General features: G+C 51.4%; 24 protein-coding genes. 9 read left to right on the top strand and 15 right to left on the bottom strand.

Features of this window, described 5'->3' with window-relative positions:
• The first annotated feature begins 8 nt into the window (after positions 1 to 8).
• Positions 9 to 1,208, top strand: coding sequence for an amino acid aminotransferase (locus tag EOE65_RS01710; RefSeq protein ID WP_127692564.1), 1,200 nt, complete (start codon positions 9 to 11; stop codon positions 1,206 to 1,208).
• 53 nt (positions 1,209 to 1,261) lie between these two features.
• Here the strand turns inward: EOE65_RS01710 and EOE65_RS01705 are convergent, their stop codons facing one another.
• The 6 genes from EOE65_RS01705 to EOE65_RS01680 form a co-directional block, all read right to left on the bottom strand.
• Entirely contained in the window at positions 1,262 to 1,735 is a 474-nt protein-coding gene (locus tag EOE65_RS01705; RefSeq protein WP_164846989.1) for a c-type cytochrome, read from the bottom strand.
• Between the two features lie 21 nt (positions 1,736 to 1,756).
• Positions 1,757 to 2,131, bottom strand: coding sequence for a diacylglycerol kinase (locus EOE65_RS01700; protein WP_127692562.1), 375 nt, complete (start codon positions 2,129 to 2,131; stop codon positions 1,757 to 1,759).
• A gap of 83 nt (positions 2,132 to 2,214) precedes the next feature.
• Positions 2,215 to 3,423: an S-methyl-5-thioribose kinase gene (gene mtnK / locus EOE65_RS01695; protein WP_127692561.1), complete on the bottom strand. Its 1,209-nt coding sequence runs from the start codon at positions 3,421 to 3,423 to the stop codon at positions 2,215 to 2,217.
• A gap of 40 nt (positions 3,424 to 3,463) precedes the next feature.
• Positions 3,464 to 4,387 (bottom strand): GGDEF domain-containing response regulator, encoded by a 924-nt coding sequence (locus EOE65_RS01690; RefSeq protein WP_127692560.1) that lies wholly within the window; start codon positions 4,385 to 4,387, stop codon positions 3,464 to 3,466.
• 14 nt (positions 4,388 to 4,401) lie between these two features.
• Positions 4,402 to 5,508 carry a PP2C family protein-serine/threonine phosphatase gene (locus EOE65_RS01685; protein ID WP_127692559.1) on the bottom strand — a complete coding sequence of 369 codons (1,107 nt, stop codon included), beginning with the start codon at positions 5,506 to 5,508 and terminating at the stop codon, positions 4,402 to 4,404.
• Positions 5,505 to 8,699 (bottom strand): response regulator, encoded by a 3,195-nt coding sequence (locus EOE65_RS01680; protein ID WP_127692558.1) that lies wholly within the window; start codon positions 8,697 to 8,699, stop codon positions 5,505 to 5,507. The genes EOE65_RS01685 and EOE65_RS01680 overlap by 4 nt, the downstream gene beginning before the upstream one ends.
• Before the next feature lie 295 nt (positions 8,700 to 8,994).
• Here EOE65_RS01680 and sfsA point away from each other — a divergent pair, with 295 nt between their 5' ends.
• A complete protein-coding gene (gene sfsA / locus EOE65_RS01675) occupies positions 8,995 to 9,714 on the top strand; it encodes a DNA/RNA nuclease SfsA (protein ID WP_127692557.1) in 720 nt (239 codons plus the stop codon).
• On the opposite strand, the gene EOE65_RS01670 is transcribed toward sfsA, so the two are convergent.
• Complete coding sequence (locus EOE65_RS01670; protein ID WP_127692556.1) at positions 9,711 to 11,132, bottom strand: aminotransferase-like domain-containing protein; 1,422 nt, start codon at positions 11,130 to 11,132, stop codon at positions 9,711 to 9,713. The genes sfsA and EOE65_RS01670 overlap by 4 nt on opposite strands.
• A gap of 144 nt (positions 11,133 to 11,276) precedes the next feature.
• Here EOE65_RS01670 and ccoG point away from each other — a divergent pair, with 144 nt between their 5' ends.
• Entirely contained in the window at positions 11,277 to 12,620 is a 1,344-nt protein-coding gene (gene ccoG / locus EOE65_RS01665) for a cytochrome c oxidase accessory protein CcoG (protein ID WP_127692555.1), read from the top strand.
• A gap of 35 nt (positions 12,621 to 12,655) precedes the next feature.
• On the opposite strand, the gene EOE65_RS01660 is transcribed toward ccoG, so the two are convergent.
• Positions 12,656 to 13,171, bottom strand: coding sequence for a hypothetical protein (locus EOE65_RS01660; protein WP_127692554.1), 516 nt, complete (start codon positions 13,169 to 13,171; stop codon positions 12,656 to 12,658).
• 124 nt (positions 13,172 to 13,295) lie between these two features.
• Here EOE65_RS01660 and EOE65_RS01655 point away from each other — a divergent pair, with 124 nt between their 5' ends.
• The 4 genes from EOE65_RS01655 to EOE65_RS01640 all read left to right on the top strand — a co-directional run bounded on the left by EOE65_RS01655 (position 13,296) and on the right by EOE65_RS01640 (position 16,479).
• Positions 13,296 to 14,225 carry a LysR family transcriptional regulator gene (locus tag EOE65_RS01655; protein ID WP_127692553.1) on the top strand — a complete coding sequence of 310 codons (930 nt, stop codon included), beginning with the start codon at positions 13,296 to 13,298 and terminating at the stop codon, positions 14,223 to 14,225.
• Between the two features lie 86 nt (positions 14,226 to 14,311).
• Positions 14,312 to 14,920: a LysE family translocator gene (locus EOE65_RS01650; RefSeq protein ID WP_127692552.1), complete on the top strand. Its 609-nt coding sequence runs from the start codon at positions 14,312 to 14,314 to the stop codon at positions 14,918 to 14,920.
• Between the two features lie 67 nt (positions 14,921 to 14,987).
• Positions 14,988 to 15,899, top strand: a complete 912-nt coding sequence (locus EOE65_RS01645) for a DMT family transporter (RefSeq protein WP_127692551.1) — start codon at positions 14,988 to 14,990, stop codon at positions 15,897 to 15,899.
• Positions 15,892 to 16,479, top strand: coding sequence for a DUF2238 domain-containing protein (locus EOE65_RS01640; protein ID WP_127692550.1), 588 nt, complete (start codon positions 15,892 to 15,894; stop codon positions 16,477 to 16,479). Before EOE65_RS01645 ends, EOE65_RS01640 begins: the two co-directional genes overlap by 8 nt.
• A gap of 6 nt (positions 16,480 to 16,485) precedes the next feature.
• Here EOE65_RS01640 and EOE65_RS01635 read toward each other — a convergent pair whose 3' ends face one another.
• Positions 16,486 to 16,980 (bottom strand): Lrp/AsnC family transcriptional regulator, encoded by a 495-nt coding sequence (locus EOE65_RS01635; RefSeq protein WP_127692549.1) that lies wholly within the window; start codon positions 16,978 to 16,980, stop codon positions 16,486 to 16,488.
• A 362-nt stretch (positions 16,981 to 17,342) separates the two neighbouring features.
• Here EOE65_RS01635 and EOE65_RS01630 point away from each other — a divergent pair, with 362 nt between their 5' ends.
• Complete coding sequence (locus EOE65_RS01630; protein WP_127692548.1) at positions 17,343 to 19,004, top strand: 2-isopropylmalate synthase; 1,662 nt, start codon at positions 17,343 to 17,345, stop codon at positions 19,002 to 19,004.
• A 229-nt stretch (positions 19,005 to 19,233) separates the two neighbouring features.
• Here EOE65_RS01630 and EOE65_RS01625 read toward each other — a convergent pair whose 3' ends face one another.
• Genes EOE65_RS01625 through EOE65_RS01600 form a run of 6 tightly spaced genes read right to left on the bottom strand, consistent with a single transcriptional unit; the run spans position 19,234 to position 23,166 of the window.
• The gene (locus EOE65_RS01625; RefSeq protein ID WP_127692547.1) at positions 19,234 to 19,824 is read right to left on the bottom strand and encodes an acyl carrier protein phosphodiesterase; all 591 of its coding nucleotides are present in this window, start codon (positions 19,822 to 19,824) and stop codon (positions 19,234 to 19,236) included.
• A complete protein-coding gene (locus EOE65_RS01620; protein WP_127692546.1) occupies positions 19,821 to 20,564 on the bottom strand; it encodes an energy-coupling factor ABC transporter ATP-binding protein in 744 nt (247 codons plus the stop codon). Before EOE65_RS01620 ends, EOE65_RS01625 begins: the two co-directional genes overlap by 4 nt.
• Positions 20,561 to 21,286, bottom strand: coding sequence for a cobalt ECF transporter T component CbiQ (cbiQ, locus tag EOE65_RS01615; RefSeq protein ID WP_127692545.1), 726 nt, complete (start codon positions 21,284 to 21,286; stop codon positions 20,561 to 20,563). The genes EOE65_RS01620 and cbiQ overlap by 4 nt, the downstream gene beginning before the upstream one ends.
• On the bottom strand, positions 21,283 to 21,810 hold the full coding sequence (locus EOE65_RS01610; RefSeq protein WP_127692544.1) for a hypothetical protein: 528 nt from the start codon (positions 21,808 to 21,810) through the stop codon (positions 21,283 to 21,285). The genes cbiQ and EOE65_RS01610 overlap by 4 nt, the downstream gene beginning before the upstream one ends.
• Entirely contained in the window at positions 21,798 to 22,397 is a 600-nt protein-coding gene (cbiM, locus tag EOE65_RS01605; RefSeq protein WP_127692543.1) for a cobalt transporter CbiM, read from the bottom strand. The genes EOE65_RS01610 and cbiM overlap by 13 nt, the downstream gene beginning before the upstream one ends.
• Positions 22,398 to 22,407: 10 nt before the next feature.
• Positions 22,408 to 23,166, bottom strand: a complete 759-nt coding sequence (locus EOE65_RS01600) for a DUF4198 domain-containing protein (RefSeq protein WP_127692542.1) — start codon at positions 23,164 to 23,166, stop codon at positions 22,408 to 22,410.
• 320 nt (positions 23,167 to 23,486) lie between these two features.
• On the opposite strand from EOE65_RS01600, the gene EOE65_RS01595 reads away from it, so the two are divergent.
• Positions 23,487 to 24,245: a DUF1194 domain-containing protein gene (locus tag EOE65_RS01595; RefSeq protein WP_127692541.1), complete on the top strand. Its 759-nt coding sequence runs from the start codon at positions 23,487 to 23,489 to the stop codon at positions 24,243 to 24,245.
• The last annotated feature ends 65 nt before the right edge of the window (positions 24,246 to 24,310 follow it).

Raw genomic sequence — 24,310 nt, 5'->3', positions numbered from 1 at the left:
AGACGAACATGTTTGAGCATCTGCAACCTTTACCAGCAGATCCTATCCTTAACTTGATGGTTCAGTACCGCCAAGATACCAACCCAAACAAAGTGGATTTAGGGGTTGGTGTCTATAAAGATGAAGCGGGCAACACGCCGATTATGGCGGCTGTAACGGAAGCCGAGAAGATTATTCTCGCGACCGAAACCACCAAGTCATACATTGGTCCCGCGGGTGCAGAAGGCTTTAACCACCATGTTAGCCGCCTACTTTTAGGCAACCAACATAGTGTACTAAGTGATCAACGCTTAGCGATCGCCCAAACACCTGGCGGCTGTGGCGCACTGCGTATGGCGGCAGAGTTTGTTGCTAAATGTCGTAGTGATGTAACAGTGTGGGTGAGCACACCCACATGGGCGAACCATATTCCTCTACTGCAAGGTGCAGGACTGACCATCGCAGAATACCCATACTTCGATAAAGACACGAAAGGTGTCCAGTTCGATGCGATGATGGACATGCTGTCCAAGCAGACAAAAGCGGGCGATATCGTGTTGCTACACGGCTGCTGCCATAACCCAAGCGGCGCAGATCTATCCCGCGAGCAATGGGACGCTGTTGCAGCACTGTGTGTTGAGAAAGGCCTGATGCCATTTGTCGATATTGCTTACCAAGGCCTTGGCGATGGTTTAGGGGAAGATGCATATGGCTTACGCAAGCTAGCAGACACCGTACCAGAGATGCTGATCGCAAGCTCTTGCTCGAAGAACTTCGGCCTGTATCGTGAGCGTACCGGCGCTGTTATGGTTTTGGCGGCATCTGCTGAGCAAGCTAAGATCTCTGGCAGTCTACTTTTCAGTACCATTCGCGGCCACTACTCAATGCCTCCCGCGCACGGTGCCGCGATCGTTGAGACGATTCTCAGCAATGAGAAGCTCACTCAAATGTGGGATACCGAACTCACAGAGATGCGCCAACGCATTTTGCAACTGCGTCATGCCTTGGCCGATCAGATCGCAGCAGCGGGTTGCGAACAAAGCTTTGCTTTTATTCCCGAGCAAAAAGGAATGTTCTCTTTCCTCGGCATTAGCAAAGAGCAGGTCGCTCGCTTACGTGATGAATACTCTATCTATATGGTGGATTCGAGCCGCGTCAACATTGCTGGCCTTAACAGCAGCAACCTCGATTATGTTGCTCAATCGCTGACCAACGTGTTGAAAGGCTGATTATTACCCCGCAGCCATGATGATGGTCGCGGGGTTTCTCTTTGCAGGGCCGCTTACAGCGGATGTCGAAAACGGTCGTGACACTGTTTACATGTTCTTGCTACACGCCCTAGCGGCTTTCTCAGCTCATTTTTATCAGCTGTAACCGGCAACTTTGCAAGCTCCGAGGACGCCTCTTGCAGCTCCTTAACGAGCCCATCGAAACGATTTTTCTGATACCACATTTCATCTTTTAGCGCCGTTTCAGCATCCGCGTCTTGTGTGTTTGGGGTAAAGCCCTCGGCGACCATTTGCGTGAGTGCATGAACCAACTTAGCGCGACGCTGAAAGTCTTCAGCATCATATTCAGCGCGCCCCTGCACCATCTTGCCCATCGCTTTGAAGTGCCAACCCATCATCTTAAAAACACTTTGGCGATAGATGACCGTTTTATTCGCTTCACTACCACCATGGTCATGCCCGTTGTGCGCGGCAGAGCCCACAGAAACGCTCAGCAACAAAACGGTTAGCATCAGCTTGGACATCATCTGATTCATCTCCATTCTTATTTATAGCCAGCCCTGATTATCGATGATGATCCCAGCCCACACCGCGCCGGTCACCATAAGCCCCAGCATGACAGCGGCAGAGCCAAGATCCTTCGCTCGACCGGCAAGCTCGTTAAATTCGGTACCAGCGCGATCAACAACCGCCTCAATAGCGGAGTTAATCAGCTCCAAAATTAGCACCAGCAGCGCGCTACCCACTAACAGTGCCCACTGTGTAGCAGTTTGCGCCACCCAGAAAGCGAGGGGGAACAATACTGCAAACGCGATAACCTCATACTGAAATGCTGGCTCATGCTTAAACGCCGCTTTTAAGCCTTTAATCGAGTAACAGGTCGCATAATAGAACCGCGCCACTCCTCTCACTTTTAGTTTCATGCGTGCTGTTGCTCATCATCAAAATTTGCGCATTACTTTACCGGCTTTTACCCTGCCCCACCAGCGCAGTTACGTGACATTAACTAGCCTGGTAGCGAAGCTTGGCAGTCTTTAATCAATGCAGCAAGATCAGCTGTCGTGGTCAGTTTTGTGCGCTGTTTAATCAAACTAGCGGCCAAGGTCAGTGACAGCATTTCAGCCAAAGTTTTACGCTCATCATCTTCGATCTCATCAAGATCAGCGACGTGCGCAATACCGATCGTGCGTCGCGTCATCTCAATACCCGCAAAACCCATTGCAGATTCGCGCACACCTGCTAAAAAGAGCGTATCGAAACCTTGCTGCTGCAGCACTGGATCGTTAATTTTCGCTTGGAGTAATGCGTCGAACTCACCGAAATAACTGTTCACTAATTGCTCAATTTGATCGATTAAGTAAGCTTGGGTTTCGTCACGCTGAGCCACATGACTTTTACCCACTTGGCTGGCATAACTGAGCAACAGGTTTGCAAGCAATACCCCTAGGTCAAACCCAGCGGGCCCATAAAAGGCGAACTCGGGATCAATCACTTTAAACGCTGATTGCGTCACAAAAACAGAGCCGGTATGCAGGTCGCCGTGCAACAGCACTTGCGCATCGTTCATGAACTGATAACGCAACTGCGTCACGCCCAGCTTCAACTCGTCATCTTGCCAAAGCGCCTGCGCCATACTGCGCACACCTTGGCTCACATTGTTGCGTTCGTGATCACAGAAAGGATCAAGGAAGTAAACCTCCTCCGAGATACTGCACAGCTGCGGGTTCAGATAGCTGGCAACCATGCATTTTTTCGCAATAGAGTCGAGCAGAAAATCAGAAGAGGTGTAGTGCAGCATCGCTAAAAACTGCCCCAATTGGCTGCCAATCGACGTGGGCTTATCACCGCGTATCAGCACATGACGCAGGTTATGGTAATCGCCAATATCTTCCATCAAGATCACATGCTGACTGCGTTCAAAATGAAGCACCTCTGGACTGCTGTTGGGGCTGCACATATTAAAGAAACCCAGCGCTTGAGCCTCAATACGGATACGATCAACTGGCAACGGCCAGCCCTCACCAATGATGCGGATATAAGGTAGCGCCTGCTTCAAAATAACACTGTTTTGACCATCGCTGACACGGTAAACAAAGTTAATATTCCCGTCACTAATCTCTTCTACCTGTAGCATTTGCTGATCCTGAAAAACATCAGTGTGACGACAAACAAAGGCTCGAATCTCTTGGTCATTCAGCGGTTGTGGCGCAGTCATAGTATGGCAGGTTTCCTTATCAGTACGCGCAAGCTAGTTATTAGAGTAAGGGTAGGTCCGTCTCGGCCAGCACCACTTGGTTTCGGCCATCAGCTTTAGCTTGGTAAAGGGCTCTGTCTGCCGCAGCAAGCAGATCATCTAAACGCAGGCTATCGTCACCCGAGAGGCTGGCTATGCCCGCGCTGACAGTTACATTAACGGTTTGGTCGGCCAAGCAGAAGGGTATTTCCGCAATTTTGGTACGAAGCTCCTCCATCAGTCGAGCCGCACCGTCTGGGTCACTATCGATCGCAACAAGAAACTCTTCACCGCCAAAGCGGCCCAACGAGTCATCTGCTGAGAGACACGTTTGCATGGTTTCCGCGACTCGGATGAGCACCTCGTCACCCATCGGGTGTCCATAGCTATCATTGATGCGCTTAAAGTGGTCGATATCGACTAGGGCAACCGACATACAAGAGTGCTCACTCATGCTTTTGCTCACCAAAGCCTGCAGCGCTTTCAAAACCGCGCGACGGTTAAGTAGATGGGTGAGAGCGTCGTGCGTGGCCTCGTATGCCAGTTGTTGTTGCGCATCGATCAGTTTACGTTGCATCTCTAGCATCCGACGCCCGACCGAAAGCCGCGCTTGCAGCTCAGCTTTATCAAAAGGCTTACCAATAAAGTCATGCGCTCCTGATGCCAACCCCTCGACAATGCGGTCGGTTTCCGCGTGTGACGTTAAGAGAATAATATACGGTGGGTTTTCATCCGCTTGTTCGGCGAGCTTTTTACACAGCTCTAAACCACTGAAGCCCGGCATCTCCCAATCGAGCAACAGTAATTTCGGAGCATCAGGCTGCTGCAAAACCTCCCATGCCTCGCGCCCATCTGAGGTGACAACAGGCCGATAGCCCCAGGCTGTCACGAGCGTTTGGAGAATCACTTGTGTGGTAAGATCGTCCTCTGCTATCAGTACATCCATAGACGCTCCTCTCCTTAACAAACCAACTCGATTAACGTGATATCGTCTTGTTGCTGCTCGCAGCTGAACTCGTCGATAATCGACTTGAGCTGGTCAATATCTTGATTTTTTCGAATGATATCAGTGAGCACCTGCTCTAACCGCTGGTTACCGAACTCCTCACCCGACGCGTTCTGAGCTTCAGTCACACCATCAGAGTACGCGATAACCCGATCACATGATCTAACCGGAACGCTCTCAACGGGTTCGACGGTATCGGCCAAGATTCCCAGCGCAACAAAGCTCGATTCTAACCGCTGCACAACATCACCCCAGCGAAACACCAGCACAGGCTCCATACCGCAGTTCCAAACCCGTAGCTCTTGCCGCGAGGGGCTGAGTTCAATAAATATCGCCGCCAAAAACATATCGATAGGTAACTTACGACGCAGTTGACGATTCGTTTCTTGGGCGATCTCCAACAATGGAAGCCCCTTGGCCGTCATGCTGTAAAAAATATCGGACACCAGAGGCCCTGCGATCGCCGCCGTTAGCCCGTGCCCGGTAAAATCGCCCAGCAGAATATGCTGTCCGCCATCGGGGCGAGACGCTGAGAACAAAATATCGCCAGAGGTTTTCTCAACCGGTTCCTGCAAACTGCGCACATGGGCCGTTTCGAACAATGAAGGGTCGCGCATCTCTCCAATAATGTTTTCGATGAGTTCGCGCTCCGTTGAAAGCATATCTCGCGCCTGATTTAGCTCAGACTGGAGCTTTAATACCCGCGCACCCACCATGACACGGGCTTTCAGCTCTGAGAACGCAAATGGCTTGGTGACAAAATCATTTGCGCCCGCGTTCAACCCCTGCACAATATCTTCTGTACGCGTACGCACGGTAATAAAGATGATATACACCGGATCCGTTGTATACACCTGCCTGATTCGTTCACAAAGCTGCACCCCGAGAAGTTTTGGCATCTCCCAATCAAGCAACACTAAACGAGGTGCGTCTGGCGCGGTCAATAAATCCCAAGCATCTTCCCCGTTGTTGGCCGGCACGGGCTCAAAACCCCAGTCAGCCACTAACTCACAGAGCATTGTTTGCGAGGTAATGTCGTCTTCTGCAATCAGAACTTTCATAGAACTGTCGCCTCCATTCGATCCTTCAACTGGTCAAATACCTCACCCAACTCCTGCACCATCCGCTCAACCTCGTACCAATCTTCTCGGTTGGCTGCCAACTCAATTAAGTTCGCGTGATGGCTTAGCGCCACGCCTCCAACGTTCGCTGCGGCTCCCTTAATACGGTGAGCCACAGCTGCGACCGCAGTGTTATCTTCCTCGCAAGCTTGCTGAATCGCCGAAATTTGGCGCGGCATATCATCTAAAAAGGTCAGTAAAACCTTCGCTATCAGATTATTATCTCCCATTAAGCGCTGGCTCATCGCTTCTTCGTCAAAAACCACGCTAACACTCTGCGCGTCATCCTCAGCCAAAATTTCCTCCGCCGGTTCATCACCTGATTTTTGTCCCACCCAGCGGACAACCGCTTTGCGGAGTTTCTCAGTATCAACCGGTTTAGCGATATAGTCGTCCATCCCAACATCAAGGCATTTACGGCGATCCTCCTGCATCGCGTTGGCAGTCATAGCGATAATGGGAGTATCGTGATGGAGAACATTGGAGTGAGGGCTACGGATCATGCGCGTCGCTTCGTAGCCATCCATCACCGGCATCTGGCAATCCATCAAAATTGCATCGTAGCGCTCTCGTTCGAGGAGCTGCACGCATTCAAGACCATTCGATACCATGTCCACATGCACACCAATTTGTTCTAGTAGCCCCTTCGCAACTAACTGGTTAGTTGCGTTATCCTCAACCAGCAAGACTCGTCCGGAGACACGAGTGGTCGTTCGCACGGTGAACCGCGTAATGAGACTGTCATCAGACTCATCTTTTCCTGCCACTAACAGCAAGGCTTGATACATCTCATTTTGATTAATCGGTTTTGATAAGTAACCGAAGAATCCTTTTTTGAGCATGCGCTTGGCATCTCCACGCCGTCCTTGAGAGGTTAAAAGAACTAACTTTGTGGCACTGAGCTTGGGATTAGCTTTGATGCACTGTCCCAACATCTCGCCATCCATAATTGGCATCTGCATATCGAGCAGACCTATCGTGTAGGGTTGACCATCATCAGCGGCGTCCTGCATCAACCCCAGCGCTTCTTTGGCATCTGCTGCAATCGTATGTGGCACGCCCCACTGCTCGAAGATCTCTTTGAGAAGAATACGGTTAGATGTATTGTCATCAACCGCAACAATACGTTCGTCATGCAGACTCTCTTTGGAGGGTAACTCTCTCTCCGCGTCGGCACAGCTGAGGCATACGGTAAACCAAAACGTCGAGCCCACACCAATCTGGCTATCAACGCCTATTTCACCCTCCATCATATCGACCAACTGACTGCAAATTGCGAGTCCAAGACCCGTCCCACCAAAACGACGTGTTGTTGATGTATCAGCTTGCGTAAAACGCTCGAATAGCGATACCGTTTGCTCAAGGGTAAGCCCGATGCCGGTGTCTTGTACCTCAAAGCGCAGTAGGACATGCTGAGAGGTTTTCTCAACGCAGGCGTAACGCACTAGCACCTCGCCTGCGTCGGTAAACTTAATTGCATTGCTGACTAGGTTATTTAAGATCTGCCTTAAACGTCCTGGGTCGCCCTTGACCCAGAGGTTCTGAACGGGATTCGCAGGGCAGATAAACTCAACCCCTTTCTCCTCAGCACGCACGGCATGCACAATGGCAAAGTCTTCCATCATGCTATCCAGGTCAAACTCGATCGTCTCTAGCGCCATCTTGCCAGCTTCGATCTTAGAGAAGTCTAGAATATCGTTGATGATCGCTAGCAACGATTCAGCACTGCGCTTCGCAATAATCGCCCTCTGGTGCTGCTCTTTCTCAAGCGGCCCCTCCAGCAGGAGGTTTAACATGCCCAATACACCGTTCATCGGCGTTCGAATCTCGTGACTCATGTTCGCTAGAAAATCGCTCTTGGCATGGTTGGCACTTTGAGCTTCATCTTTGGCGACCAATAAGTCATCGTGGCTCTTCTTGAGGGCTCGTTCATTGGCTTCCCGCACTCGGACCATCTGGTTGAAGGCATCAGCAAGATCTCTCAGCTCGTTATTCGTCGTTACTTCGACGTGCTGCGCAGCATCACCTGCGGAGATATCGCGTGCCGTTTTTGCGAGCTTAACGATAGGAAAGGTTAAGTGTCGGGCTTGATAGGCTGCGAATAAGGCCGCAAGGACGCTTGTCACGGCAACAATGCCAAGTATGACCGCACCCAACCAATTCGCCTGCTCAACGGCTTCTTCTTGGTTCACTTCGCTAACTAAAACCCAATCGACCCCGGCGAGATCAAGATGGTGATGAACCCCGATCACCTTATGACCAAAGGGTCCGAGGTATATCTGGGCATCTAACGACTCTCCGCCGGAGTGCATGCTGTGAGTAGAACTCTTGAACTGAAAGCGCTCTATCGGGACTGCAAAGCGCAGTACCTGCTCCTCCTTGCCATTGATCGCACTGCGCAAATACCCATCCTGGCCAACGACATAGTGCAAAACCGAGGAGTTCATTCCGGCCACATCCGCTATCTTCAGGAAAATATCGTCAAGCCGAAGCTGCAGTACGAAAGCCCCAATACGCTTACCCTCGTTATCAACCATTGGCGCCGTTAAAAAACCGGCCAACTTGTTGTCAGATGGGCCATACCTTTCGATATCCGAAAATACGCTTTCCTCTGAAGCCAGCGTATTACGGACTGTTTGGGCAAAGCGTGTTTTTGATAAGCTTCCCGAGAACACATTTCTCCCTAGGTCTCGTTCTCGGCCCACCGTGAACAGTACATTGCCATCGTGATCGATCAGCAAGAGGTCGTACACATCGTCATCGCGCTTTTGATAGGCCTCCATATCACTCGCATATCGCGCCACTATTTCCGCCCATTCAGGTCCCTGCACAAACTCATAGGCGGGCACCTGCGCCCGCTCAAGTGCACCCCGTAGTTGTTCTAAAAAAGAGAGGTTATTACGTGACTGCGACATGATGGTCAGATCACCCACACGACTATCGAACCAGTCGTGCAAATAGATCATTTTGGCACGTGCCGCTGAGCTGAGCTGATCTTTAGCCGCTTGCGTAAGGCTTTTATTTGCTTGATGGTACGCGATACCCGCCACCAGACTCATGGGAACCAACGCTAGAACGAGGAACCAGATAAGCAGTGTCCGGCTAATAGGAACGATCTTTCTATCAGACATGGGCCGCCCCCTCGGTTACGCCGCTAAACCGACGGCAGCTTGCGCTTAACCGTCGCTCCAAGGCTGCGTCTGAGACACCCTGGTGCAGTTGCTCGCTGTCGGCGACATGCGCGAACTTGTTCCATGCAGATGTAGCGCGCAGGGGTGCACTTTTTGTTTGCTCCGTTATGCGACACCACGCTTCTGCCCACATCCCATTGGGCATGATGAATCTCCCTTGATCGGGTAAAGTTGGAGCCCGACTTATACGGGTATTGCTCCCAGTATAGACAACCTATGGCAAACTGAGGCACTAATGGACTACTTCACGAATACACCCTTGGTCGAAGGGCGCCTGATCAAACGCTATAAGCGTTTTCTGGCGGACATTGAGTTAAGGGACGGCAGTACGATGACTGCTCACTGCCCCAATACAGGCTCCATGAAGCACTGTGCGCAAGCAGGGGCACGCGTCTGGTTTTTCGATGCCAACAACCCAAAGCGTAAACTAGCGCACACTTGGGAGCTGGTTGAAGTCGATAATAAGTATCTCGCCTGTATTAACACCCACCGCGCAAACCACTTGGCACGTGAGGCCATTGAGAGCGGTTTAATAGCCTCGTTAGCAGGTTACGATAAGATTCAAACCGAGTGCCGTTACGGCAATGAAAATAGTCGTATCGACCTACTCTTATCCCAAGGAGAGGCTCCAGATTGCTACGTAGAGGTCAAAAGTGTCACGCTGCTGGAGCAGGATGGCTTAGGCATCTTCCCTGATGCGGTTACCACCCGTGGACAGAAGCACCTGCGTGAACTGATGGAGATGGTGTCTCAAGGATATCGGGCGGTGCTGTTTTTCAGTGTCGCCCACACCGGTATCCAAGCGGTTCAGCCCGCTTGGGAGATTGATCCTACCTACGCCCGCACCTTGAAAGAGGCGATCCATCACGGCGTGGAAGTGATCGCAGTCGGGGCTGAAATATCAACGCAATCCATCCGGCTATCGCGTGTTCTACCCTTTCATATTGGCGGTTAATCTCGCAAAATGGCCGCTAAAGAGGCCAATGCATAGTGGCGCTTAGTGCTCAATGGTTGCGCGAAACTGATACGCAGGTAGTTGTTGAAGCGCGTGGTTGTGGAGAAAAGCGCACCGGGAGTGATAACGATGCCCTCGGCAAGCGCGCGGTTATATGCGGTTAGCGTATCGACACTTTCGGGTAAGCTCACCCACAGCGCCATGCCGCCTTCAGGCAAGGTGTAAGATACATCGTCTTGCCACACCTCGCTGATCGCCTGCGCCCACTGGTCACGCTGAGTTAACAGTTGCAGGCGCTGTCGCCGCAAGAAGCGTTCGTATTCACCTTCGCGGATAAAGTCCGCCACCCCTTGCTGGGTATACTGGCTACTGGCCAAGACTGTTATCAACTTGAGGTGCGCAATGCGCTCACGCCAACGGGCGCCTTCAACCCAGCCAAGACGCAGATCGCGGGAGAGACTTTTCGACAAGGAACTGCACAGCATAATTCGTTCCTGCGTATCGAGGGCTTTTAACGGCTCAGGGCGCTCGCGAAACCCTAGATCGCCGTAGATATCATCCTCAATCAGCGCAAAATCATACCGGTTTGCCAGCTCAACCAACGCAACACGTGACGCCGCAGGCATCACCGCGCCTGTTGGCGTCGCAAAATTTGGGGTAACCACACACGCCTTGACCGGCCAACGCGCTAATTGCTCCTCGAGGATATTCACATCAATGCCGTTGGCAGGATCCGCCGGTATTTCAAGCACCTGTAGCTTCAACTGCGATAGCAACTGCAACGAGCCGTAAAAGCCCGGCGATTCAACCGCAACAACGTCTCCGGGCTCGCAACAAGCCATCAACGCTAAAAAAAGACCATGCTGGCAACCCTGTGTCACCAGCAGATCAGCCGAGCTGATAGCCACGCCTAAACGCTGGTAACGTAACGCTAACTGCTCACGGAGCAGCTCATTGCCTTCAGGAGCATCGTAATAGTGATGAGCGGCTTGGCGATGCTGACGCAGCGCTCGCCCAACGGCGCGGTTCAATGCTAAAAGTCCTGAATCAGCATCCGGCCCTTGCAGGTCCGGCAGCAAGTCAAAGGCTGCGCCACGGCGCATGATATCGTCGACGACGGCACTGGTGTTGACGGGCACCGGCCGCAGTGCCTGACCGTTCAGCGCTTTGCGATGCAGAGGTGCAGAGTCACGCTTACTCGGGCTGGCCGCCACAAAGTAGCCCGATTTAGGTACCGCTTTAATCAGCCCTTGCGCTTCCAAACGCTGATATGCGTGCTGTACGGTTGCCTTCGATAGTTGTTTGGTGGAGCACAACTCCCGAACCGATGGCAACTTATCGCCGGCACGCCACCGGCGCTGCACAATACCCTCCCGCAGCCACGACTCTAATTGTTGATAGCGATAGGATTCCGCCATGCTCCCTCCTCGGCAAACCGCTAGATTACGGTATTCTAATGCAATCTGTACCTATAAAATATAATTTTTTTATACCTGTACCTATCTAGTGACCCGCATTACACTGCCCGCAAACTGACAAGAGCAAGAGCTAGAGGCACAACAATGCAGAAGATTCCGGTTCAACAGGTTGATCCTGTCGCACTCACCGCTGCAGATAAAATTCACGTTCGCCTAACGGAGGGGCGCTTTCAAAACCTACGTCGTTTCATTAGCTGGCCGTTGATGTTCGCTTACTTTGCGCTGGTATGGGTGCAGTTCGACGGGCGCCCATGGCTACTATTTGATTTCGCAGAGCGCCACATTTTGTTGTTTGGCAACACGCTTTCATGGCACGACCTGCCAGCACTCGCCGGTATTATGATCGCTGGTGCCTGCTTGCTCTTTTTCTTAGCGGTTGGCTGGGGGCGCGTATGGTGCGGCTTTGCTTGCCCACAAAGTATCTGGACTTGGGTGTTTATTCGTATCGAACGCTGGACTGAAGGGCGTGCAACAGAGCGGGCGAAAAACGAAAAACTTCCGCTACGTAGTACCCGCCTCGCCCGCCGTGTCGCCAAGCACCTGTTATGGATCGCATTTGCCACCCTAACGGCGATCACCTTTACCGGCTACTTTATCCCTGTGCGTGAATTAACCAGCAGCTTACTGACCGGTACGGCAAGCTTAAGTGTTATCGGCTGGCTGATCTGCATGGCGGCCCTGACCTACACCAACGCGGGCTTAGTGAGGGAGAAGATCTGCTTGCACGCCTGCCCTTACTCACGTTTCCAAGGGGTCATGTTCGATTTAGACACCCGTACGGTGATGTATGACGCGGCACGCGGCGAACCTCGACGTGGTGCAGAAAGCACACAGGGTGACTGCATCGATTGTGGCATTTGCGTTAAGGTGTGCCCAACCGGCATTGATATTCGAGATGGCCTACAAGCTGCTTGCATCGACTGCGGTGCTTGTATCGATGCCTGTGATGCGGTGATGGAGAAGATCAAAAAGCCATTGGGCCTGATCCGTTTTGCCTCTGAAAAGCAGCTTCAAAAAGCGCCGAGCCCGATCTATCGACCGCGCTTAGCAGGCTACTTCGCGGTGTTAACGCTGGCGGTGTCTGGGGTTGTTTACGGGTTACAGCAACCCACTGAGCTGCTCGTTGAGATTCGCCGTGACCGTGGCGCACTCTTTTATAGTCCACAGCAAGATGTGGTGTGTAACCGCTACTTGATTAAGATTGAGAATTTCGGTAACGAAGCACAATTTACCTTGTCACTGGAGAGCAATTTAGATGCTCGGCTCGAGGGCAAAACGGCAATCGCTACCCACGAAATGGGACAATGGCTACCGTACAGCGTTTGCGCCACAGAGCCGGAACAAGCGCGCCAAAAGATCGCTATCGCATTTACGGGGTTGGATGTTCACGTAACGAAAGAGACAACGTTCATTACTGCCGTGAGATAACGAGCTAATAAGCGGGGTATCAGGCCCCGCTTTTCTTAAAACTTCTCTACGACTATTTTTGACACGGTGCCATTATCAAAAACGATGGTCTTAGTCTCGGAGTACCCGCGGTAGGTCCATATCTCTTCGGAACCATAGAGTGTTTCATTGGTTTTCTGTTTATCGGGCTTACCTAATATCTGCAAGATCTTATCCTTGCGCATCCCCTTTCTTGGTTCCACTTTGCGGGTTGGACGTTGGGTATTGCGTCGATCGCGGGACACTTCTGCTTTATGTGCACGATAGGAGCGCTCGCCTTGTTTTACCAAACGCTTCGACGCCTGAATGCTCTCCTGCTTTTTATCCATCTCGATCTGTTCACGCCGCTCAGCCCACTCCTCTTCCGGTGTCGGCGCCGAGCTGGAGCCTCCTCCGAAAATTCGGTAGTACTTATCGCACGGTAACCCTACTTCAATCATCTTGCCATCAACTTCACACTGATAAGCGGACGCGTGGCCAGACAGCCCCAACAACAACGCAGCAACACATAGGTGCACTTTTCGGTTATCCATTACCCCAACCCAACAAAAAATCTTGATGACACCATTTTAAGCAGCAAAATGCTGGAATAAAAGGTTCGCTATCCCATGCTTGTGGGATTTGCTAAATTGGCCTCTTTGGAAACTGGGTATCACTTTGCAGCACCTTAACTTCAATTTACTGCGTTCGCTTTCTGTCCTGTTAGAAGAGCGCCACGTAACGCGCGCTGCCAATAAACTCTGCCTCACCCAGTCGGCTATGAGCCGCCAACTCGGCCAGTTGCGCCAGTATTTTGAAGACCCTCTCCTGTTGCGCGAAGGCAGCGGATACTTGCTAACCCCCAAAGCGCAAACGCTGATCCCCAAAGTGCAGCACATTCTTGTGGCGATTGAGGAGCTCAACGATACACCCGCCTTTAATCCTGCGGTCTGTGATCGCGAGTTTCGTTTTGCCAGTACCGACTATGTTGCGCAATTCATCTTTCCCGAGCTACTGCTGCATCTCCAAACACATGCACCAAACATTCGCGTCCATTTTGACGTGCTAAACGGTAGCTGGTTACCACAGCTCGGCGAGCTGCCGCTGGATATGGTCTCGACAATGGCCGCGACGCTACCCGACAACCTAGACAGTTACTTTCTTGGCCAAGATTCACCCGTTTGTTTGATGAGCCAAACACACCCGCTCAGTAACCAAACTTCTCTTGAGCTAGAAGATCTGGCCCAACATCCATTTGTGCGGATTAACAGCGGCGGCGATAAAGACTCTTTTTTGGATGATGCCCTGAGCGCAGCAGGCCTTAAACGCGAAATACGTTTTGAAGTGCCTTTTTTTAACGCAGGCTTCGCCGCCGTCACTCAAAACCAGCTACTGATGGTTGTGCCTGCCCATATTGCCCGTAACACCGCAGCGTGGCTGCCCGTCACATCGAGGCCATTCACCGTTACGGCGCCCTCTCATCGTTACTATTTATGCTGGCACCGGCAGCACCAAAATGATCCTGCGCACCACTGGATGCGTGAATCCTTGGCCGAAATTCTACAACGCTCTATGTACTCACCCAAAGATCATGATTTAATTTTCTGATTGGCATTCGAATAATGCATTTCCAACATGCTGACCATACCTCGTAAACTGCGCGTCTAGAACCTTTATGTTATTCGGAGCAGTATATGACGCTTGCCAGCTGGCTTTCCCTACTCGCAATCTGCGTATTGGGTGCTATGACACCCGGCCCAAGCCTTGCGGTTGTGCTGCGGCACACACTGACAAATGGCCGCCTTCATGGCGTTGTCTCTGGCGTTGCTCATGCTGCTGGCGTCGCAGGGTGGGCCATTTTAACGGTTTGGGGCTTAGCGCTACTTGTCACAACATCGCCACTTGTGTTCAACGCAATCACCTATGCTGGCGCGGGTTACTTAGCTTACTTGGGTGTAAAAGCGCTACGCGCACAACCCTCTTCCACCGAGGACGCACGGGTCATGCGCGTACCGCTTTATCAAGCCGCACTGGATGGGCTTATGATCAGCCTACTCAACCCGAAGCTAGCGATCTTTTTTCTGGCGCTTTTTTCCCAGTTTGTAACAACCGCCGTTTCGCTGGAATCTAAGAGTATTATGATTGCCACGGTCACCGCTGTTGATGGCGCTTGGTACACCTTGGTGGCAATTGTACTGTCTCATTCGCGTGTGCTCGGCAAACTGCAGTCCCGCACATTCTTAATTGAAAGAATCAGCGGCGGGATATTAATTGCACTGGCGCTGCGTGTTCTAACGCTTTAAGTATTTAACACAGCGCTACCTGCACATTTAGCAACATGCTAAGCTGTTGCGTTTTGAGCGATACTCCATGCGCCATTCAGACTCGCAAACACTGAGTACCAGTATCCTATTAGCCGTACTCTCCGCCATTTTTATGGGCACGATTGGTATCGTGTCCAAAACAACCGGCCTGAGTGCCGATGTGGTCACTTTTTACCGGCTGTTTTTTGGCGCGGCTATTATGCTGGGGTATTTAGTCATCGCGCGTCGCGCCCATCTGCTATCGGCACGACCGCCATGGCAGGTTGTTGTAAACGGGATATTCCTAGCAAGCTTCATCGTCTTTTACGTCCAAGCGATGAACTATACCAGTATGGCCAACGCCATTATGTTGATCTATCTGGCCCCGATTACCGCCTCAATCATTGCCCACTTTTGGCTTAAAGAGCACCTCACTCCCCGTAGTATCGCCTTAATCGCCACCGCTCTATTCGGATTTGCCATGATGATGGAGTTCAAGTTCAGCTTTAACCAAGGTAGTCATGAAAGCTTGGGGCTCGGCTTTGGCGTCTTGTCGATGGCCGCTTATGCAGGTTTCATTTTAATCAACCGTATCATGCCCGCTAGCTACCCCGTGCTTGCTCGTACCTGGTATCAGCTGTTAATCGGCGCGCTGTGCATGTTGCCATTTTTGCTCATGGCGCCGGTTTGGCCAGAGCAATGGCAGTGGGGATGGCTACTCGCGGCAGGCTTAATACCGGGCTTCCTAGCGATTCTATTCGCGGTCAGTGCTTTGAATCACCTGCACTCAAGCTTATTTGGCACACTTGCCTACTTTGAGCCGGTGGCGGTAGTGACCTTTGGCTGGGTGCTTTTTGATGAAAGCCTCAACACGCTGCAACTTACAGGGTGTGGAGTGATTATGCTCAGCGGTATTATCCAAGCCATCAGCTCAAGCCGACAAAATAAAACCCTTCAGCAGGAGACTGCCCATGCTTAGCCTTGCTTGGGGCGCCACTTTTATCGGTGTCTTTATCTGGTCCGCCATCGAACCTTACGACACCTTTACTTGGTTTTTAGAGGTGGCTCCTGCCCTCATCGGGGCAGCACTCGTGGTCGCTACGCGTAAGCGTTTTCCTTTAACGCCACTGCTCTACAGCCTCATTTTGGCACACTGTATTGTTCTGATGATCGGTGGCCACTACACCTATGCAGAAGTGCCCTTTTTTGATGGCCTTTTTGGCGCTGAGCGCAATAACTACGATAAGGTCGGCCACTTCTTCCAAGGTTTTGTGCCCGCCATATTAGCCAGAGAGCTACTGATCCGTTTACAGGTTGTCTCCGGGCCGCACTGGCGCACACTGTTTGTGCTATCGGTCACGCTGGCCTTTAGTGCTTTTTACGAGCTAATTGAGTGGTGGGTTGCCTTACTGAGTGGTGAAGATGCCACCGCGTTCCTCGGCACACAAGGCTATGAGTGGGATACGCAATCCGATATGGGGTTTGCACTCTTCGGCGCTATTTGCGCACTGCTGCTACTTGCAAAGTGGCATGATAAACAGCTCGCAAAGTTGCGTTAATCAGGCCTATTTACTCGGCTTGATATAACTGAGCGGCACGGCGGTGGTTTCAACAATTTTACGCATCACAAACGCCGACTTCACGCCGGTTACGCCGCGAATTCGAGTAATTTTGCCCAGCAAAATATCGTGATACGCATCCATATCGGACACCGCGACTTTTAATTGGTAATCGGCATCGTGACCGGTGATTAAATAGCACTCCATCACCTCCGGTAGCTCGCTAATCGCTTGCTCAAACGCCTCGAAGCGCTCGGGGATATGCTTATCCATGCTGATATGCAGCATGGCGATCAGCGACACATTAACAGCACGTTCGTTGATCCTCACGACTCGGCGTGCAATCACGCCGCTCTCCTCCAACTGTTTGACGCGGCGTGAGCAGGGAGCAGCCGTTAGCCCAACCTGCTCCGCGAGTTCTTGGTTAGATAACGAGCCATCAGCTTGCAAAGCGTGCAAGATACGAATATCAAATCGATCTAATTCAACATCAAATTTCACGAAAAACTCCAGATGCGCAATAAAAATAAACACTGAAACCAATATAGTTAAATTATATTGCCGAAAAGATAAAAACAAGCGGGAAATAGATCAGCTATTGCGCAACAATCTCTCTAGACTACTCACTATTGAAACGACGGCCTTGTCGCCGGTTTCAATAGCCGTTAGGCAACCAGCTATTCACTCGTAGTTGGGGGTGTGACAGCCACAAGCTGATAAAGCCGATCTAACGCTAGGTTTATCGAACCGACCACCGCGCTAACCAAAAGTAACAGCGACCTATTTGCCCCGTGAGGCATGCTGCACGGGGCAGTATGACAACATACCCAACAACACTTACAACAAAGCAGGAATGCTCGCTCATGTTTGACCATCGTAAATATCGTCCATTTCCCGCTATCCAGTTGCAGGATCGTACCTGGCCGGATAAGCAGATCACAACAGCGCCCGACTGGTGCAGCGTTGACCTGCGCGACGGTAACCAAGCGCTTATCAACCCGATGTCGGTGGAGAAGAAAACAGGGCTATTTCAACTGCTAGTGAAACTGGGTTTTAAAGAGATTGAGGTGGGCTTTCCGGCGGCGTCGTTGCCTGATTATGAGTTCATGCGCAAGTTGATCGATGAAGCGCTGATCCCTGACGATGTTACCATTCAAGTGTTAGTACAAGCCCGCGAAGAGCTGATCAAGCGTACATTTGAATCGTTACGCGGTGCAAAGCGCGCTGTGGTACATGTTTATAATTCAACCTCTACAGTACAGCGTGAGCAGGTATTTGGCTTAGATTGCGATGGTATTACTGCTATTGCCGTTCAAGGTGCCAAATGGCTGAAAGAGTATGCTGCACAGCACCCAAACACCGAGTGGACTTTCCAGTACTCACCGGAGAGTTTCACAGGTACCGAGATTGATTACGCCATCGAAGTGTGTGATGCCGTCATCGACGTATGGCAGCCGCAAAATGGCCAGCAGGTGGTTATCAACTTACCTTCGACGGTTGAGATGTCGACACCCAACATTTTTGCCGATCAGGTTGAGTATTTCTGCCGCAACTTGAAAGGCCGCCAACACGTGCGCATCTGCTTGCACACCCACAATGACCGCGGCTGTGCTGTCGCTGCGGCAGAGCTGGGCGTGATGGCGGGGGCTGACCGTGTTGAGGGCACCTTGATGGGGAACGGCGAACGCACCGGTAATATGGATATCATCACCATGGGTATGAACCTCTACTCACAAGGTGTGGATCCTAAACTAGACTTCTCGAACATCCCAGAGATCATCGCGACCGTTGAGCACTGTAACGAGTTACCTGTACCGGCACGCCATCCTTGGGCAGGAGAGCTGGTTTATACTGCGTTTTCCGGTAGCCACCAAGATGCCATTCGTAAGTCGATGGCCTACCATGCCGACCGCCAACTACCGCACTGGGAAGTCGCGTATTTGCCGATCGATCCCATGGATATTGGCCGTGAATATGACGCAGTCGTGCGTATCAACAGCCAAAGCGGTAAAGGCGGCGTTGCATTAGTCCTTGAGCGCGACTACAACATCGAGCTACCCAAGTGGATGCACATCGAGTTAAGTAAAGTGGTGCAGAAAGCGACCGAGCAAACCGGACAAGAGATCACCCCAGCGGCCATTAAAACGCTGTACGATGAGTCTTTTGTCAACGTTGAACAGCCGTGGGTAGTCTCTGGCTACAACATCCACACCGATGCTGACCGTGTAACCGCTCTGGTACGTACAGCGGATGCCGCCTTCGAGGGTCAAGGTGCTGGAGCGATCGAAGCACTCTGCGCAGCACTATCGAAGGCTCACCAATGTGAGATCAAAGTACAGCACTTTGATGAGTACGCACTTGGCGAGGGAACGACGGCTCAAGCACGTGCATGTGTTGCGCTGGATGTTGATGGAGAGCACTGCTGCGCTGTTGCAGTCGCCAGTGATACGTCTGCTGCGCCATTGCAAGCGATTCTGAGTGCTTTTAGCCGCTCACAGATCAGCGCACAGGCCGCTGCTGCTTAAATCGAACAACAAGCCGCTTGCGCTTAACGTCGGGCGGCTTGTTAAAACTCCCAGAACAGCACCAGAAATAACAGTAAAGATGCGCCGAGATTCAGCCACTTTACCCCGCCAAACGTTGCGATCATATTCAGCGGTTGCAACCGTATTTGAGCTTTGGAGTGCGTCATCGCGTGATGCCTTGCAGGCTGTTAAAGTGCCTGCAGTGTAGGCCTGAGATATGACATTCCGGTTAATGACGAGTTTCGATCGCTAGCGCGCGTATCTCTTCAACCAGTTCAGGAAAGAAGCGTAAGAAACTGCGATTTAGCGCCTCATCCAGCGGCTCAAGCTCAGCGATAGCTCCGTGAAACTCATTCTTAAACCGAATACGACCGGCAATACGATCTAACGCAAAGCCGACACCTTCAAGAGTACGATAAGAGCTAAACCAATCCTGTGCCACGATACGCTGAGAAGTTTGATCCATCGCGCTAGGCATCAGGTGCCGACCTTGCATCAATTGTGCGTAATAAAACTGGCAGTCTTGATCAAAAGGCCGTGCGCTAAAACGATCCCAATGATTTATCAGGTAGTGATCGAAAGCCAAATCGATAATAACGCCCGCAAAACGGCGCCGCTTTGCTGAGATCCGTTTTTTCAGTGCCTGTACTTCAGGATGAGTATCGGTAAAGCGATCAACCGCGCGGTGGTTACGTACCCCCGCTGCCACCGCTGGTGCAAGCTCGGCGAGCCGCACACCACGCATGAAATCCCCCATCAGATTACCAACACGCGACTCCACGGTATTCTGTGCCAAAAAGAGATGAGCAAGATAGTTCAACCCGATAACTCCGCATGGCTGTGATCACTTTCAGCGCCTTGGGATTGGGTATGGACATGTAGGTGTACATGTTGATGCGCGTGCACAACAGCCGGTTTCAGTTGGCCATCTTCCAATGCGATAACACGGGCATCTAGTTGTTGAATCAACTGGGTATCATGGGTTACTAACAACAAGGCTTGAGGTAGGTTTTGCAGTACTTCTATCAAGCGGTGGCGAGCCTTCTGATCAAGCCCATTGGTGGGCTCGTCCAGCAACAGCAAATCGGGCTCCATCACGAGTACGGATGCCAACGCAACCAAACGCTTCTGCCCACCAGACAGTTTAAACGTTACTCGGTTTGCTATGGCCAACACGCCAAGACGGGTTAACATAGCCAGCGACTTCGCCTTTGCGGTTTCATGGCGCCAGCCGAGATTGAGTGGACCAAACATCACATCATCGAGTACGGTCGGGCAAAATAACTGATCGTCAGAATCTTGAAATACCAGCCCAACTCGCTTGCGCAGTTCACGAAAATCATGCGCAGCTTTGCAAGATTTACCAGTAAGTCGGATATCGCCAGCGTCAGCGTTGTGAAGCCCGACAATCAACTTGAGTAACGAGCTTTTGCCAACGCCATTATCACCCCAAACCACCAGCTTCTCGCCCTGCTGAATTTCTAAGTCGGCGTCTTTCAGCAGCGCGTTGCCATCGCGAGAAAACGTCAGCTTATCTAGCACTAACAGGGGTGAGCTCATCGGAACCTCTCTATTAAACTGATCAACATCACGGCACTACATACCAGCAACCACAGTGTATCGCGAAGATGCCAGCGCTCCGCCAGTTGGGTGGGGAAGTCGCCTTGAAAGGCTCGGCACTGCATCGCTTCAAAAACGTGCTGCGCCCGTACCATGCCGCGGACAAGCAGCATACCAATTAACCAGCCGAGAGTACGCCATGTATGCCATGAGCTGCGCACTTCAAACGCGCGTGCTTTCATCGCTTGGCGCAAGCGGCCATACTCCTGCTTAAACAGCTCGATGTAACGTAATGTCATAAGCAGCAAAGTGACTAGCTTACTCGGTACTTTTAGGGCATTCAGTGCAGCGCCAAGTTCACTGGGTTTGAGTGGACCTAACAAACCAAAAATGAGCAGTGCCGCTGCACTCACTTTTAAAAACACGCCTATTGCGCGCTCGACTCCCTGCACAGAAGCAGCAATACCAAACAATGAGAATAGCGTATCCCCCTCAACTGAAAAGGGAAGCAATAACACAATGAAGACAACGAATGCTTCAACACGCAGCAGGTGTATCAGCATCTCCCGCATGGAGCGGCCAAACATTAAGGCTATTAGCAGCGCAATGAGCGCACCAACCGACAGCAGGATCAGCGATTGCGATACAACTTGCGCAATGATCAGTAGTAAGCAGCTAACTAACCGAGCCCGCGCATCTAGCTCCCCTGCAAACTTGCTCATTGCCTTGAACGCCACCAGAGATAAACACCTGCCAGGCCGAAAATAATCCCAACGCCACCTAACAGATCGCTCAATTTGGCGCGATCTTGCTGTTGCTGCAAAGCGAGTTTTAACGGTGCGACCTCTTTCGCAACTGCATCGCGCACGATGCGTTCGAGCGCCTGCGCATCAGTGGTACCGGGCATAGCCTCAGCAGCAGGTTTAGCCGTTTCTACAGCTTGGAGCGGCCATTTCACGATGTGACCATCTTGCGAGTTCGCGATAACCCATGTCGCGCTGTTCGCCGACCTTGGTAGTTCAAAGCGCCCCTGCTGATCCGCAGAGACCTGCATAAGTACCTGCCCATCGTCATTATGCAGTGCCACGAGTGCCTGCTGAGCGGGGATTCCACCACTAAAATAAACATGACCACTGAGTCGATCATGACTCTCTTGAACAAACAGCTTTAAGCTGTGTGCCGCCGCGTAGGGCGCAAGGCAAAAAGCGCACAAAAGCGGGAGTATGTACCGGCTCAGTCTAACCATTCGGGTGCCACCTTCATCAGGAATCGGATAATAACAACGGCAATAACGGCTTCAAGCAACGCTAGGGGTAGGTATGTAGCCATCATGACAGCGGCAGCCGGCAGATATTCGCTCCCGGACAACAAGAGTGAGAAGAACACCAACGCTCCGGTTGAGATCACGGCCATGGCTGCTAACGGTGCGGCCAAAAGCGCACGCGCATTTTCAGATACTCTCCCTTTCAGCCAATAGAATGCACTACCTGCGAACAACGCCGGTACAGCAATATTGATTGTGTTTACACCCAACGCCAACAAGCCGCCTAAGCCAAAAAAGATACTCTGCAACAGCAGTGCGACGAACAGTGCCGGAATGACTGCGCTACCAAGCAAAATCCCCATCACACAACTCAGCATTAAGTGAACACTACTAGGGCCTACTGGAAAGCTGATAGTTGAACTGACAAAAAAAGCCGCACCGAGTACCGCTGCGTGCGGGACTTTTTCTGAGGCAAGGCGCCGCAAAGAGACCCACAGGGCCGCCCCGCAAGCCGCCGCTCCACCAGCCACCACCGGTAGCGATAAGATGCCATCAGGAATATGAGCCATCGTAGCAACCCTACTGCATAGGTTTAGCAAAAATCCAGATCAACGCGCCCTGCTCCACAGGGACATCAACCCCCTCTGGATTTCGCATCGGTTTGTCCGCAGTTATTAAAGCCGCAAAGCCCCACCAGCCGGATTTAGGCATCACATAACTAAACACACCATTGCCATCAGCCTTCACCACTTGCGTTACGTATGGGTCCTGCACTGATGAAATAGAACCATCATTGCGCCACTCCACTTCGACTTCAGCAAAAGGCACCGGCTGCCCATTTTTCTTAACGATCCCCTGAAAGAGATTACCCTGCCAGATGCCGTAGGGGCGTGTTAGCGGCTCAATCTCAACAGGTAAACCCACCAATTGGTCCCACGCAGGCTCGCCACCAAAAGCATCGACAACCACTTTCGTAAAGTGTTGGATCATGACGCCCTCTTCTGGCTCCCAGTAGGGTGCAGGTGTTAGGTAAAAGAGGTGGTCACCGGGTGACTTAATTTGATACTCCGCACTGAAGCGTCCACTCGGTTGCGCCTTTAATGCCGGCAGCAGGTCAGTTTGGCCACTGGCTGTGACCACCCCGAACGCTTCTGGAGGCTGCATGGTCATAACAGGGCCACGCGCCATCGGATGGGTAAATTGGATATCGAAGTTCAATGTTGCTTCAGCGGGAGAGTGCACAGCTTCCGATGAGGGTATCAGTTCTTGAAAGTGGCCATAAACCGATGACAGAGGTAATAGACTGAACAATAACGCTGCGATCACTTGCCCGCGCATAACTAACTCCTTAAAAGCTTTATCGTATTACGATTTCTTAATTCGTAATACCGACTATATCACTATTTGGAACGAACATCTTCCAAAGATAAAAGCACCAGAGTTCACCCCTAATATGAGTTAGCCAAATCTCAGCAAATACTATTAATAGTGATGTCGATAAAATTTACAAAATAGTTACCACAAAGAGACAAAAAACACACAAAACAAAATAAATGTATTAATTTTCATGCAGTTAACAAACATGGAACGGTACGTGCTTATAACTTCATCAATTAACTTGTACCTATACCAACGAATTAAGGAAGTGAGGACTTAGCATGCTTAAGAAAGCGATCGCAGGTTTAGCAATAATGGCAGCAGCCAGCAGCGCGAATGCGGCTCTGATGGATATTCAAGTTGACTTAGAGCTTCAGCTTCTTGCCGACGTTTCCGGCAGTGTTAGCTCGACCGAATACAGCCTGCAGCTGCAGGGCTATGAGCAAGCGTTCCGCTCAGCAAACGTACACGACGCAATCATGAACGGTAACATCGGCTCAATAGCCGTTCAGTATATCGAGTGGTCAAGCACCAGCCTTCAACAAGTACAGGTCAACTGGTTTGAGATCAACAGCGCCGCCAGCGCAAACGCCTTCGCCGACGCGCTTGCCGGTGTAACACGTGCTTTTAACAACAGCACGAGTATTTACGGAGCTATTGATTTCGGTGTAAATCAGTTCGTTGATAACGGCTTCGATAGCAACCGCCAAGTGATGGACATCTCAGGCGATGGTACATCAAGCGCCAGCCTAACCAGCACCGCGCGAGATAATGCGCTGGCAGCCGGCATCGATACCATTAACGGTATTACGATCGGCACCTCCACATCCTTACAAAACTTCTACGATGCTAACGTTATTGGTGGTGTTGGCGCTTTCCAGATCAACGCGTCAACGTTCGCTGACTTCACTTCGGGTATCGAGCGTAAACTCGTACGTGAGATTTCTGTGCCCAAAGATGTTCCAACCCCATCATCTCTTGCCCTATTGGCAATCGGCCTAATCGGTGCTGGTGCAGCGGCTCGTAAGCGTCGCGCGTAACAGCAAATGACGAAACCGCTAACTGATATTCATAGTTAGCGGTTTTATCGCTATTCACCCCTCGG

Origin of the sequence: Neptunomonas marina, from assembly GCF_004005935.1 — a bacterium.
GTDB lineage: Bacteria > Pseudomonadota > Gammaproteobacteria > Pseudomonadales > Balneatricaceae > Neptunomonas > Neptunomonas marina.
This window is presented reverse-complemented; position numbering and strand designations above follow the sequence as displayed.

Excerpts from the sequence above, each read along its gene's own strand:
- EOE65_RS01705 (WP_164846989.1), bottom strand. The coding sequence starts at position 1,735 with ATGATGTCCAAGCTGATGCTAACCGTTTTGTTGCTGAGCGTTTCTGTG.
- EOE65_RS01600 (WP_127692542.1), bottom strand. The coding sequence starts at position 23,166 with ATGCGCGGGCAAGTGATCGCAGCGTTATTGTTCAGTCTATTACCTCTG.
- EOE65_RS01645 (WP_127692551.1), top strand. The coding sequence starts at position 14,988 with ATGCGCCATTCAGACTCGCAAACACTGAGTACCAGTATCCTATTAGCC.
- cbiQ (WP_127692545.1), bottom strand. The coding sequence starts at position 21,286 with ATGAGCAAGTTTGCAGGGGAGCTAGATGCGCGGGCTCGGTTAGTTAGC.
- ccoG (WP_127692555.1), top strand. The coding sequence starts at position 11,277 with ATGCAGAAGATTCCGGTTCAACAGGTTGATCCTGTCGCACTCACCGCT.
- EOE65_RS01670 (WP_127692556.1), bottom strand. The coding sequence starts at position 11,132 with ATGGCGGAATCCTATCGCTATCAACAATTAGAGTCGTGGCTGCGGGAG.
- mtnK (WP_127692561.1), bottom strand. The coding sequence starts at position 3,423 with ATGACTGCGCCACAACCGCTGAATGACCAAGAGATTCGAGCCTTTGTT.
- EOE65_RS01680 (WP_127692558.1), bottom strand. The coding sequence starts at position 8,699 with ATGTCTGATAGAAAGATCGTTCCTATTAGCCGGACACTGCTTATCTGG.
- sfsA (WP_127692557.1), top strand. The coding sequence starts at position 8,995 with ATGGACTACTTCACGAATACACCCTTGGTCGAAGGGCGCCTGATCAAA.
- EOE65_RS01710 (WP_127692564.1), top strand. The coding sequence starts at position 9 with ATGTTTGAGCATCTGCAACCTTTACCAGCAGATCCTATCCTTAACTTG.
- EOE65_RS01610 (WP_127692544.1), bottom strand. The coding sequence starts at position 21,810 with ATGGTTAGACTGAGCCGGTACATACTCCCGCTTTTGTGCGCTTTTTGC.
- cbiM (WP_127692543.1), bottom strand. The coding sequence starts at position 22,397 with ATGGCTCATATTCCTGATGGCATCTTATCGCTACCGGTGGTGGCTGGT.
- EOE65_RS01700 (WP_127692562.1), bottom strand. The coding sequence starts at position 2,131 with ATGAAACTAAAAGTGAGAGGAGTGGCGCGGTTCTATTATGCGACCTGT.
- EOE65_RS01690 (WP_127692560.1), bottom strand. The coding sequence starts at position 4,387 with ATGGATGTACTGATAGCAGAGGACGATCTTACCACACAAGTGATTCTC.
- EOE65_RS01620 (WP_127692546.1), bottom strand. The coding sequence starts at position 20,564 with ATGAGCTCACCCCTGTTAGTGCTAGATAAGCTGACGTTTTCTCGCGAT.
- EOE65_RS01640 (WP_127692550.1), top strand. The coding sequence starts at position 15,892 with ATGCTTAGCCTTGCTTGGGGCGCCACTTTTATCGGTGTCTTTATCTGG.
- EOE65_RS01595 (WP_127692541.1), top strand. The coding sequence starts at position 23,487 with ATGCTTAAGAAAGCGATCGCAGGTTTAGCAATAATGGCAGCAGCCAGC.
- EOE65_RS01650 (WP_127692552.1), top strand. The coding sequence starts at position 14,312 with ATGACGCTTGCCAGCTGGCTTTCCCTACTCGCAATCTGCGTATTGGGT.
- EOE65_RS01685 (WP_127692559.1), bottom strand. The coding sequence starts at position 5,508 with ATGAAAGTTCTGATTGCAGAAGACGACATTACCTCGCAAACAATGCTC.
- EOE65_RS01630 (WP_127692548.1), top strand. The coding sequence starts at position 17,343 with ATGTTTGACCATCGTAAATATCGTCCATTTCCCGCTATCCAGTTGCAG.
- EOE65_RS01660 (WP_127692554.1), bottom strand. The coding sequence starts at position 13,171 with ATGGATAACCGAAAAGTGCACCTATGTGTTGCTGCGTTGTTGTTGGGG.